Origin of the sequence: Nocardia sp. NPDC058666 (assembly GCF_042714895.1) — a bacterium.
GTDB lineage: Bacteria > Actinomycetota > Actinomycetes > Mycobacteriales > Mycobacteriaceae > Nocardia.
In genome coordinates this window covers 1280931-1292531 of record NZ_JBHXRY010000001.1, presented here as the reverse complement: position 1 = coordinate 1292531, position 11601 = coordinate 1280931, and the positions used below count along the sequence as shown (strand labels likewise).

12 protein-coding genes are annotated in these 11601 nt (G+C 66.5%); 3 read left to right on the top strand and 9 right to left on the bottom strand.

The features are described 5' to 3' along the window. Positions 1 to 195: 195 nt before the first annotated feature. The 3 genes from ACFWVD_RS05980 to ACFWVD_RS05970 all read right to left on the bottom strand — a co-directional run bounded on the left by ACFWVD_RS05980 (position 196) and on the right by ACFWVD_RS05970 (position 4320). Positions 196 to 2466, bottom strand: coding sequence for a polyribonucleotide nucleotidyltransferase (locus tag ACFWVD_RS05980; RefSeq protein WP_379240817.1), 2271 nt, complete (start codon positions 2464 to 2466; stop codon positions 196 to 198). A 491-nt stretch (positions 2467 to 2957) separates the two neighbouring features. Next, positions 2958 to 3227: a 30S ribosomal protein S15 gene (gene rpsO, locus ACFWVD_RS05975; protein WP_379231837.1), complete on the bottom strand. Its 270-nt coding sequence runs from the start codon at positions 3225 to 3227 to the stop codon at positions 2958 to 2960. A 124-nt stretch (positions 3228 to 3351) separates the two neighbouring features. Beyond that, positions 3352 to 4320 (bottom strand): bifunctional riboflavin kinase/FAD synthetase, encoded by a 969-nt coding sequence (locus ACFWVD_RS05970; protein ID WP_379240816.1) that lies wholly within the window; start codon positions 4318 to 4320, stop codon positions 3352 to 3354. A 112-nt stretch (positions 4321 to 4432) separates the two neighbouring features. On the opposite strand from ACFWVD_RS05970, the gene ACFWVD_RS05965 reads away from it, so the two are divergent. Beyond that, positions 4433 to 5182 carry a metal-dependent transcriptional regulator gene (locus ACFWVD_RS05965; protein WP_379240815.1) on the top strand — a complete coding sequence of 250 codons (750 nt, stop codon included), beginning with the start codon at positions 4433 to 4435 and terminating at the stop codon, positions 5180 to 5182. On the opposite strand, the gene ACFWVD_RS05960 is transcribed toward ACFWVD_RS05965, so the two are convergent. Further along, positions 5179 to 5718, bottom strand: coding sequence for a hypothetical protein (locus tag ACFWVD_RS05960; RefSeq protein WP_379240814.1), 540 nt, complete (start codon positions 5716 to 5718; stop codon positions 5179 to 5181). The genes ACFWVD_RS05965 and ACFWVD_RS05960 overlap by 4 nt on opposite strands. A gap of 16 nt (positions 5719 to 5734) precedes the next feature. Between ACFWVD_RS05960 and ACFWVD_RS05955 the strand changes: the two genes are divergently transcribed. Further along, a complete protein-coding gene (locus ACFWVD_RS05955; RefSeq protein WP_379240813.1) occupies positions 5735 to 6061 on the top strand; it encodes a hypothetical protein in 327 nt (108 codons plus the stop codon). A 101-nt stretch (positions 6062 to 6162) separates the two neighbouring features. On the opposite strand, the gene ACFWVD_RS05950 is transcribed toward ACFWVD_RS05955, so the two are convergent. After that, the gene (locus ACFWVD_RS05950; RefSeq protein ID WP_379240812.1) at positions 6163 to 6585 is read right to left on the bottom strand and encodes an EF-hand domain-containing protein; all 423 of its coding nucleotides are present in this window, start codon (positions 6583 to 6585) and stop codon (positions 6163 to 6165) included. A 220-nt stretch (positions 6586 to 6805) separates the two neighbouring features. On the opposite strand from ACFWVD_RS05950, the gene ACFWVD_RS05945 reads away from it, so the two are divergent. Further along, positions 6806 to 7180 carry a nitroreductase/quinone reductase family protein gene (locus ACFWVD_RS05945; RefSeq protein WP_379240811.1) on the top strand — a complete coding sequence of 125 codons (375 nt, stop codon included), beginning with the start codon at positions 6806 to 6808 and terminating at the stop codon, positions 7178 to 7180. Positions 7181 to 7386: 206 nt separating this feature from the next. On the opposite strand, the gene truB is transcribed toward ACFWVD_RS05945, so the two are convergent. The 4 genes from truB to ACFWVD_RS05925 all read right to left on the bottom strand — a co-directional run bounded on the left by truB (position 7387) and on the right by ACFWVD_RS05925 (position 11505). Beyond that, positions 7387 to 8313 (bottom strand): tRNA pseudouridine(55) synthase TruB, encoded by a 927-nt coding sequence (gene truB, locus ACFWVD_RS05940; RefSeq protein WP_379240810.1) that lies wholly within the window; start codon positions 8311 to 8313, stop codon positions 7387 to 7389. Beyond that, positions 8313 to 8984, bottom strand: coding sequence for a 4'-phosphopantetheinyl transferase Npt (npt, locus tag ACFWVD_RS05935; RefSeq protein WP_379240809.1), 672 nt, complete (start codon positions 8982 to 8984; stop codon positions 8313 to 8315). Before npt ends, truB begins: the two co-directional genes overlap by 1 nt. A 157-nt stretch (positions 8985 to 9141) precedes the next feature. Next, positions 9142 to 10098 (bottom strand): metallophosphoesterase family protein, encoded by a 957-nt coding sequence (locus tag ACFWVD_RS05930; RefSeq protein WP_379240808.1) that lies wholly within the window; start codon positions 10096 to 10098, stop codon positions 9142 to 9144. A 69-nt stretch (positions 10099 to 10167) separates the two neighbouring features. Continuing rightward, on the bottom strand, positions 10168 to 11505 hold the full coding sequence (locus ACFWVD_RS05925) for an MATE family efflux transporter (protein ID WP_379240987.1): 1338 nt from the start codon (positions 11503 to 11505) through the stop codon (positions 10168 to 10170). Positions 11506 to 11601: the final 96 nt, after the last annotated feature.

Below are 11601 nucleotides of genomic sequence, written 5' to 3'. Positions count from 1 at the left end.
GCGTATTCGTTTCAATAATAAACCGGACCAGATTCAGTCAAAACAGCAGCACGGGTTCTTACTGTGTCCAGTCACATTAGGTCACGCAACGTTGCATCACCGTTGCATCATCGTGATCCGCGTCACGAACAGGTTTGGCACGACAAAACCCCCGCCGTTCGCAACGGCGGGGGTTTTGGTGATCAGTGCGAACGCTTACTCGGCGACGACGGTTTCCTCGACGGCGACCGGCTCGGCGGCGGCGTCGTCCTCGACCGGGACCAGCGAGATCTTGCCGCGGTTGTCGATGTCGGCGATCTCCACGCGCAGCTTGTCGCCGACGTTGACCACGTCTTCGACCTTGGCCACGCGCTTGCCGTTGCCCAGCTTGGAGATGTGCACCAGACCGTCACGGCCCGGCAGCAGCGACACGAACGCACCGAAGGCGGTGGTCTTGACGACCGTGCCCAGGAAACGCTCGCCGACCTTGGGCAGCTGCGGGTTGGCGATGGCGTTGATCATGTCGATCGCGGCCTGGGCGGAAGGCCCATCGGTCGCACCGACGAAAACAGTGCCGTCATCTTCGATGGAGATGTTGGCGCCGGTTTCCTCGGTGATCTGGTTGATCATCTTGCCCTTGGGCCCGATGACCTCGCCGATCTTGTCGACCGGGATCTTGATGGCCGTCACGCGCGGGGCGTAGGGGCTCATCTCGTCGGGGTCGGTGATGGCCTCGGCCATCACGTCCAAGATGGTGGTGCGGGCGTCGTGCGCCTGGTTCAGCGCACCCGCGAGGACCTGCGAGGGGATGCCGTCGAGCTTGGTGTCCAGCTGCAGGGCGGTGACGAAGTCACGGGTGCCTGCCACCTTGAAGTCCATGTCGCCGAAGGCATCCTCGGCGCCGAGGATGTCGGTGAGCGCGACGTAGCGGACCTCTTCGACACCCTTGTCATTGGTGATGGTGTCCGACACCAGGCCCATGGCGATGCCCGCGACCGGCGCCTTCAGCGGCACACCGGCGTTGAGCAGCGACAGGGTCGAGGCGCAGACCGAACCCATCGAGGTCGAGCCGTTGGAGGACAGTGCCTCCGAGACCTGACGGATGGCGTACGGGAACTCCTCCTGCGAGGGCAGCACCGGCATCAGCGCACGCTCGGCGAGCGCGCCGTGGCCGATCTCGCGACGCTTCGGCGAACCGACGCGGCCGGTCTCGCCGGTGGAGAACGGCGGGAAGTTGTAGTGGTGCATGTAGCGCTTGGAGGTCTCCGGGCCCAGCGAGTCGACCTGCTGTGCCATCTTCACCATGTCGAGGGTGGTGACGCCCATGATCTGGGTCTCGCCACGCTCGAAGATCGCCGAACCGTGAGCGCGCGGGATCACGTCGACCTCGGCGGACAGCTCGCGGATATCGGCCAGGCCACGCCCGTCGATGCGGAAGCCGTCGGTGAGGATGCGCTGGCGAACCAGCTTCTTGGTCACCGAGCGGAACGCGGCACCCAGTTCCTTCTCGCGACCGACGAAGTCGTCACCCAGGCGTCCGAGCACCTCGGCCTTGATCTCGTCGATCTTGGCCTCGCGGACCTGCTTGTCGGCAATGCTCAGCGCGTCGTTGAGCTCACGCTTGGACGTGCCCTCGACAGCCTCGAACACATCGGGGCCGTACGGCGGGAACAGCGGGAAGTCCTGAGTCGGCTTGGCAGCCAGCGCCGCCAGGTCGGCCTGCGCACGGACCAGACGCGCGATGAACGGCTTCGCGGCTTCCAGACCCTGGGCCACCACGGCCTCGGTCGGCGCCTGCGCACCGTCTTCGATCAGCGCGATGACCTTGTCGGTGGCCTCGGCCTCGACCATCATGATGGCGACGTCGCCGGTGTCGGTGACACGGCCCGCGACGACCATGTCGAACACGGCGCCTTCGAGCTGCTCGACGGTCGGGAACGCGACCCACTGCTCACCGATGAGGGCGACGCGAACGCCACCGATCGGGCCCGAGAACGGGATGCCCGACAGCTGGGTCGACGCCGAGGCGGCGTTGATGGCCACCACGTCGTACAGGTCGACCGGGTTCAGGCTCAGCACGGTGACAACGACCTGGATCTCGTTGCGCAGACCGTCGATGAAGGTCGGGCGCAGCGGCCGGTCGATCAGGCGGCAGGTCAGGATCGCGTCGGTGGAGGGACGGCCCTCGCGACGGAAGAACGAGCCGGGGATGCGACCCGCGGCGTACATGCGCTCTTCGACGTCGACCGTGAGCGGGAAGAAGTCGAAATGATCCTTGGGGTGCTTGCCGGCGGTGGTCGCCGACAGCAGCATGGTCTCGTCGTCCAGGTAGGCGGCGACGGAGCCCGCGGCCTGCTTGGCCAGACGGCCGGTTTCGAAGCGGATGGTGCGGGTGCCGAAGCTACCGTTGTCGATCAGCGCGACCGACTCGAAAACACCGGGCTCGACCTCGACCGCAGTCGATGCACGTTCAGTTGTCTGCGTCATATTTTCTTCTCTCGACCTCTCGTCTCGCTGGACCGCGCTGCCGTTTCCAGGCGCATGTGCACCCTGGTGGGCGCGGAACCAGCTGTCGTCAGCCGTACCGGACACGGACACGTGGAAACCCTCCTGGCTTGCCACGCGCAGCACCCGGCCGAATCCCCTTGGAAGCGGCGACGCAGAGGCGGTCATCGATCGAAGCCCGACGGCGGTTAGAACAACGCCTGCCGAAAGGCCACTACCGAAGACCGACGCCACGCGGACGGGTACACACGGCTGTCACATGTTGAATACACAAATAGCCAACGAGAAGAAGTGTACTTCTTCCCGCTGGCTAGATGTCGACCGCCTCCCTCAGGATGGCATGTCATACGAACTCGAGCACCACGTTTTCGGCCGCCCCGGATCCGAGGGGCGAGACGGAACGCCGAAGGCGCAGTATCGCCCCTCGGATTCGGGGTTACGAGGCCGAAAACCCGCGGCACCAGCCGCAAAAATTACCGACGCAGGCCGAGGCGCTCGATGAGCGAACGGTAGCGGTTGATGTCATTGGCCTGCAGGTACTTCGACAGGCGACGACGACGACCGATCAGGGCCAGCAGGCCGTGACGGGTGTGGTGATCGTGCTTGTGCGTCTTGAGGTGCTCGGTCAGGTCCGAGATCCGCTTCGACAGCAGCGCGATCTGCGCCTCCGGCGAGCCGGTGTCGGTGGGGTGCAGGCCGTACTCGGCGAGAATCGCCGACTTCTGCTCGGTGGTCAGCGCCATGGCTGGACTCCTATTTTCAGTTCCGCGCTCGAAGTTCCGGTTACCCGGGATGGGCGCCGCCGCGGACCGCAGCAAACCCGAGGAGCCACTTTACCCGACGCAACAATGCGCTAACGAATCGGCCTCAGGCCTCGTCGGCGGTGAGGACCTTGCGGGCGGCCTCGACATCGCGGCCCATGGCTTCGACCAGTTCGTCGATGGAGTCGAACTTGCGCATCCCGCGCAGCTGTTCGACGAAATCCACGCCGACGTGCTGCCCGTACAGGTCCGCCTCACCGTCGAGCACGAAGGCCTCCACGGTGCGCGTGCGACCCGAGAAGGTCGGGTTGGTGCCCACCGAGATCGCCGCCATCGCCCGCTGTCCGGGCGCGACCGTGCCGATGGTCGGCCCGTCGCCCAGCACGGTGAACCAGCCCGCGTACACCCCGTCGGCGGGGATCGCGGCGTGCATCGTGGGCGCCACATTGGCGGTCGGGAAGCCAAGACCACGCCCACGCCCGTCGCCGCGCACGACGATGCCTTCCACCCGATGCGGGCGGCCCAGCGCCTCGGTCGCGGCGGCCATATCGCCGGCGTTCACGCAGGCGCGAATGTAAGTAGAGGAGAACGTGACCGCGTGCTCACCGAGCAAGGTCACGCCGTCGACCTCGAAACCCAGCCGCTCGCCCAGCTCACGCATCGTGTCGACCGTGCCCGCGGCCTTCTTCCCGAAGGTGAAGTTGTCGCCGACCACCACCTCGCTCACGTGCAGTCGATCCACCAGCAGGTCGTTGACGTACTCGCTGGGCGCGAGCTTCATGAACTCCTGGGTGAACGGCATCACACAGAACACATCGATGCCCAGCTGCGCGGCCAGTTCCGCGCGCCGGGTCAACGTGGTCAGCTGCGCGGGATGCGAACCGGGTCGCACCACTTCCATCGGGTGCGGATCGAAGGTCATCAGAACCGACGGGACACCACGCTGTTCGGCGGCGGCCACCGCGCGGCTGATCAGCTGCGCGTGCCCCCGGTGAACTCCGTCGAACACGCCGATCGTGAGAACGCAACGCCCCCAGTCGCCGGGCACGTCGTCCAGACTTCGCCATCTCTGCACACCGCGAAGCCTACGCAAAGCACGACGCGAACAGAATTCCGGTGCGACGAGTTCACCGGCGTGCCGGTTCGCCGATGTGTCATTCGGGCCAGGGATGCCTAACATTGAAAACGTGCCAGGTAAACGAGATGTCGCGACCCGCCGTGCGTCCACGCAGCCCGGCGAGCAGGCCGAACTCAGTCCCACCGCCACCCTCGCCCCCGATTTGTCGGCGGTGGCGCAGGACTATCTGAAGGTGATCTGGACCGCGCAGGAGTGGTCGCAGGAGAAGGTGTCGACCAAGCTGCTCGCCGAACGCATCGGCGTCTCGGCCTCGACCGTGTCCGAGGCGGTCCGCAAACTCACCGACCAGGGCCTGGTCGAACACGCCCGCTACGGCGCGATCACCCTGACCGAACACGGCCGCCGCGCCGCGGTCGCGATGGTGCGCCGCCACCGCCTGATCGAGACGTTCCTGGTGAACGAACTGGGTTACGGCTGGGACGAGGTCCACGACGAAGCCGAAATCCTCGAACATGCCGTCTCCGATCTGCTCATGACGCGCATCGACGCCAAACTCGGCTACCCCGACCGCGACCCCCACGGCGACCCGATCCCCTCCGCCGACGGCGCGGTCCCCACACCCCCCGCCCGCCAACTCAGCGACTTCGCCGCGGGCGAATCAGGCCGGGTCGCGCGCATTTCCGACTCCGACCCCGCGATGCTGCGCTACTTCGACTCCGTCGGCATCGCCCTCGACACCTCCATCGCCGTCGAGGAACGCCGCGACTTCGCCGGCACCATCGCCGTGCGCATCGCCGCCGCCGATTCCCCTACCGAACTGGGAACCCTTGCCGCCGAAGCTATTTGGTTGACCGCCTAGCAGTCGAAGAAACGCTTGAACCGGTCGGGAACACCGTCGGCGGTGGCCTTCGCCCAGCAGATGGTGTGCGGGAAGATCGTGTACGTCTGCCATCCGCCGACGTTGGAGTTGATGATCTGCTGGTTGTCGCCTCGGCTGTCCCAGCGGACCACCGCCCACGCCCCGTCGCAGAGGTCGATGGTGATCGCAGGCGCGGGATCGACCCCGAGGCTGGTTTCGATGGTCGTCTCGTCGCAGTTGGGTGAGCTGGTCATGTTGTTGAACTCCAGGGTCCCCTTCTGGGTGGCGCCCGCGGTCGTCAGGAACAGCGTGTGCATGCCGACGGGGACCGGGCTGCTGCCCTCGGGCGGGGTCATGCCGAAGTAGTAGCAGCCGACCGGCACGTTCGGGAACGTGGCGATGCCCTGTGCGTCGGTGTGCGCGTCGAATCGCGCGGCCTCCGACGTCTCGCCCGTCTTGATGTCGTGCGAGACCGGGTCACAGGGTCGATGTAAGGCCAAGTGCACCAGCACATTCGGCACCGGCGAACCGGCCACCGTCCGGGTCGACAGGATGATCGTGCCCGTGGGTTGCGGCGTCGGTGCCGGTTTCGTCGTCACCGATCCGCCCGATGATGCGGTGGTCGACGGCGCGGGCACGATCGTGGGCTGGTCGGTGCCCGAAGCCGGCGTGATGACCGTTGTCGTCACGCTCGTCGTCGGCGTGGTGCTCGGCCGCACCGAACTCGACCCCGGCGCCTGCGCATCCCCACTACCGCACCCCGCGAGCACCAGTGTCACACCGGCGATCACCCCGATCCAAGACTTTCCCATCATGATCTACCCCTCTGCAGCGAAAGCCATACTTCTCGGCTATCGCCCACCCCGATTACGGCGTTAACCCCTGTCCACCACCCCTGACACCCGGCGTAATCACGCAAAACGTCGCCCACCGATCAGTTTCCTGATTATTCGGCGTCGAATTGCGTGATTTCGCCGGTCTCACCGCGACAAGAAGTCCAGCAGCACACGGAATTCCGACAGTGACAGGTACCCGTCGCCGTCCTGGTCGGCGGCCGCGAGCAGGTCGGCAGCCGGTTCGTCGATGCGGCCCGCACCCACGTGCCGAATCAGCGCGTCCAGTTCGGTGACCGAGATCCGGCCGTCGCCGTTGATATCGAAGACCCGAAACGCCGCGTCGGCGTCGGTGACCTCGATCCGCCCCTGCACCACCGCGGCATCGAACTCGGCACGGGAGACCAGAAAATCCCCGTTGGTGTCCGCGGCGGCGACCATCCGCTCGACAGCCTCCCGATCGACTTCGACTCCCGCGGAACGAATCCCGTCGACGATGTCCTCCACCGACACCAGCCCGTCCCCGTCGCGATCCCACAGCGTGAACGTATCGACCGACTCTGCACTCATCTCACGATCCCTCTCCCGCGACCACCCTCGGCCGGTCCCGCCACTCTACGGATTCCCCGAAGCCGGTGCGGCACACAACGAGTCGGCCAGACGGTCGGCAACCTTCCCGCTCAGCGGCGCGCGAGTCACCGAGAGCCGATACCAGAGCACGCCGAACGCTTGATCTACCAGCAGCTCCACGTCGTCGGGGTTCGCCCCGGTCGTTTCGTTTGCGCCCGGTATGGGCGGGCGGGCGATGCCGGGCTCGGCCCTGCTCGAGACCACCGGCCGCCGGACCGGTCTCGCGCGCCGGACGCCGATCGGCGGCACGCGCGTGGGTGACTCGTTCTGGCTGGTCAGCGACCACGGCGCAGCCTCGGCCTACGTTCGCAACATCGAGGCGAATCCGCAGGTCCGGCTGCGCCTTCGCTTCCGCTGGCACACCGGCACCGCCCACCCGCTTCCCGCCGATGACGCACGCGCTCGGCTTCGCGAGCTACCCCGGTTCAACAGCATGATGGTGCGCATGCTCGGCACGGATCTGCTCACGGTCCGGATCGATCTGGACTCCACCGCAGATCCGCATCGCTCGCGGACATCCCCTAAGACGCTGTAGGACAACATCTTTCGTCGGGATCGCTCAGCTCGCATGACCGTCGAGACGCGCGGCGTTACCGATTCGGCAGCGCCGACCACCCCTCACCCCCGGCGACGATCCGGCGTAATCGACCAATTCGCCCTCCCTGAACCAGTTTTTCGGGTTACGAGGCGGCGGATTGGTCGATTAGGCCGGACTACGAGTCGGCCAACCGACCCGTGAGGTCAGTCGCCGATTCCGCGCGGGCGCACCACGATGACCGAACCCGCGCGTTTGCCGCTTTCCTGGAGCAGGGCGATGGCTCGACCGCGGGGATCGATGGCGGCATAGACGCCTTTGATGCCGACGGGGTCGAGCCAGCGGCCGGTGCGCAAGTCGGTGGCTTGGGATTCGTCGATGTCGCGGAGGGGGAACGCGGTTTTGACGGCGGTGTCGACGTCGAGGCTCAGCAGGGGCTGGTCGGCTTCGGCGGCGGCGGCGAGTTGTTCGAGGGTGCGGGCGTGTTCGAGGGTGAAGGGGCCGACTCTGGTGCGGCGCAACGCGGTCAGGTGGCCGCCTACGCCGAGGGCGGCGCCGAGGTCGCGGGCCAGGGCTCGGATGTAGGTGCCGGAGGTGCATTCGACATCTACGTCGAGGTCGACGAAGTCATCCACGTCGCGTCGGGCCAGAATGTCGAAGCGCGACACCGTGACCGGGCGGGCGGCCAACTGCACCTCTTCGCCCGCACGGACGCGGGCGTAGGCGCGTTCGCCGTCGACTTTGATGGCGCTCACGGTGGCGGGCACCTGCTCGATGTCACCGGTCAGGGCGGCGACACCGGCGGCGATCGCCTCGTCGGTGACGTGCAGCGCGGGGGTCGTCGCGATGACTTCGCCTTCGGCGTCATCGGTGTTCGTGGCTTGTCCGAGCCGGATCGTCGCGGTGTAGGCCTTGGTGGTGAGCAGCAGCTGGCCGAGCAGTTTCGTGGCCCGCTCCACCCCGAGCACCAGCACACCGGTGGCCATCGGGTCCAGGGTGCCCGCGTGCCCGACCTTCTTGGTTTGCAAGATCTTTCGGCTGCGCGCCACCACATCGTGGCTGGTGAGTCCACTGTCTTTGTCGACGATCACCAGACCGCCGAGCTCGCCGACCCGCGATACCCGCGCCGCCATCAGACGTGCGCGATCGCGGTCAGGATCAGCCCGTCGGCGATCAACCAGCTGCCGTCGAACTTCGTCAGCGGGGCGCCGCCGTCGTTGGTCAGGCCCGGCACGAGCAGTTCCGTGTGAAAGGTTCCCGATCCCGAATCCGCTGTGCGGGAATCGATCTCGAACGTGATGTGCGCGTCCTCGAAACCCAGCCAGCGCAGGGTCAGCGGGAACCAGGCCTTGTAGGTGGCCTCCTTGGCGCAGAACAACAGTCGATCCAGGTGCAGCCCCTCGCCGGGGGTGGCAGCCAGCCACTCGCGCTCGGCGGGCAGGCTGACCGAATCGAGCACGCCGTCGGGCAGCGGACCGTGCGGTTCGGCATCGATGCCCACCGAACGGAAACGCAGCGCGTGCGCCATCGCGGCCGCGCGGTAGCCGTCGCAATGGGTGAGGCTGCCGACGATGCCGCGCGGGAACAGCGGCATTCCGCGCTCCCCCTTGCCGATCGCGACGGGCTTCTCACCGAGTTCCTCGAGAGCAAGGCGGGCACAGTGCCGGGCGCCGATGAAATCGCGGCGACGCTTCTCGACGGACTTGGCGATCAGGTGTTCTTCGGCGGGGTGCGCCGTCAATTCCTCCGGGAACGCCAAGAGCTCCGCCGAAGCGACACTTCTCGGCAAAATCCTCTCCAGCAAAGCTTGTCCGCCTCTCCGCGTATTCAAGCCAGACTCCAGGTGCTGGTTGCGCAGCGTTGACGTCTGGCGGTACCGGGGGTGGGCGGGTTTGCTCGTGCCCGGTGAACTACCTCTGTGCTTACGAAATCAGGTGGTGGGATTTCGTGCAAATTTGCTTCTAGATGCCTCTTCTGCGTTCCGCCTTCGCGCGCATTTCCTCGGCCGCGGCTTCCATTTCCGGGGTGACCTTGAAATGGCCGCCCCAGGCATTCAAGTCGCCTTCGGCGTAGGTGGGTTCGGGCAGGATTTGGCGCAGGAGCGGATCCGGGACGCCTCGGCGCTTCCATTCGCGGGGGTAGCCCAGCGAGACCTCTTCGAAGCGGACGCCGTCGTAGTAGGTGGTGCGGGGGATGTGGAGGTGGCCGTAGACCGAGCAGACCACGTTGTAGCTGGTGTGCCAGTCGGCGGTCAGGTCGGTGCCGCACCAGAGGGAGAATTCGGGGTAGAACAGGATTTCCGTGGGCTGGCGGACCAGGGGGAAGTGGTTGATCATCACCAGCGGGGTTTCCGGCGGCAGCGCGTCGAGGCGGCGCTGGGTGTACTGGACGCGGGCGTGGCACCAGGCGTCGCGGGTGAGGTACGGGTCGGGGGTCAGCAGGAACTCGTCGGTCGCCACGACATTGCGTTCGCGCGCCAGCGCCAAACCCTCCGCCTTGGTCTTCGTGCCCGCGGGCCGCCACGAGTAGTCGTACAGCAGAAACATCGGCGCGAGGGTGACCTGCCCGCCGTACTTCTCCGCACCCGACCCCGTCCACACCGGAAACGGATCCTCCGGCGTCACGACATCCAGGTCACGACACATCGCCACCAGATAGTCGTACCGCGCGGCCCCGTGCATCTGCACCGGATCCTTCGGCGTGGTCCACAACTCGTGATTGCCCGGCACCCAGATCACCTTGGCGAACCGGCTACGCAACAACCCCAGCGCCCACCGCACCTCCTCGGCCTTCTCCCCCACATCCCCGGCAACGATCAACCAGTCCTCGGGCGAATCAGGCTGGATCTGCTCCACCACAGGCCTATTCCCCTGATGCCCCACATGCACATCACTGACCGCCATCAACTTCGGAATCACCTGTCCACAGTGGCACACGACTCATCGGCCGGGTCATGCACCATGGCGACCCACGCGAACACCGCGTCTCTACGCCGCTCCGCTCGGCACCTCCGCGCCCACGGTGGCCCACCGACCCGACCTCGCTCGCGCGACGACCGCGATCAATCGCAGCAGCATGAACGCGACTAAACCTGTCCAGATTCCGGCCACACCCCAGTCGAAGATCAGGGAGAGCCAGATCAGGGGTAGGAAGCCGGTGAGGGCGGCGGCCAGGGTGGTGGTGCGGAGGTAGGCGGCGTCGCCTGCGCCCAGGAGGACGCCGTCGAGGGCGAAGACGGCGCCGGCGACGGGGATCATCGCTACGAAGAACCACCAGATGACGTGGGTGCGGTCCAGGACCTGGGCGTCGTCGGTGAACAGCAGGGGGATCACGTTCGCGCCTGCGGCGAAGACTGCGGCCAGGAATAAGGCGAACAGGACGGACCAGACGGTGACGCGGCGGGCGATTGCTTTGGCGCCGTGGACATTGCTCGCGCCCAGGGCCGCGCCGACCAGGGTTTGGGCGGCGATGGCCAGCGAATCCAGGGTCAGGGCAAGGAAATTCCACAATTGCAGGACTACTTGGTGGGCGGCCACGGAGGCGGCGCCGAAGCGGGCGGCTACGGCGGCGGCGGAGACGAAGCAGATCTGGAAGGACAGGCTGCGGACGATGAGGTCACGGCCGAGGACCAGTTGGGCGCGCATCACCGCGAGTTGCGGACGTAGCGAAACCCGTTCGCGCAGCAGCGCATAGGCGAACAAGACTCCTGAGACCGACTGGCCGACGAGGTTCGCCACCGCGGAACCGGCCAGTTCCATGCGCGGCGCGCCGAGTAATCCGTACACCAGCACCGGGCACAGCACAGCCGAAAGTGCCAGCCCCACAACAACATAGGTCAGCGGTCTGCGGACGTCCTGCACCCCACGCATCCACCCGTTACCCGCCATGGCCAACAGAATCAACGGCACCCCGAAGATCGCGATCCGCACCCAGACCAACGCTTCCCCGGCAATTTCCCCGCCACCGGACAGCACCGAACACAGTGGTGCCGCGAACAATTGGATCACCGCCACGATCACCGCACCGACCGCCAACCCCACCCAGCTGGCCTGCACACCTTCCTCGACAGCGCCGGTCCGGTCCCCCGCACCATGTCTGCGGGCCGCGCGCGCCGTCGTTCCATAGGACAGGAACGTGAGCTGCGTACTCACCGTCCCGAGAATCACCGCCCCCACCGCGAGCCCGGCCAATGCCAGCGCACCCAACCTGCCGACCACCGCGATATCGAACAGCAAGTACAGCGGCTCGGCGACCAACACCCCCAACGTGGGCACCGCGATCCCGAGAATGCGCGCCGGGCCGACCGTCTCAACGGTGTCGTCTATCGACTTCGCAGTCCCCACACCCACCACCGTCCCTAGGACCGATCGGCGCGAACGCTACCGACCTGCCGATCGTGGCACACCCCACCGACAACTTCG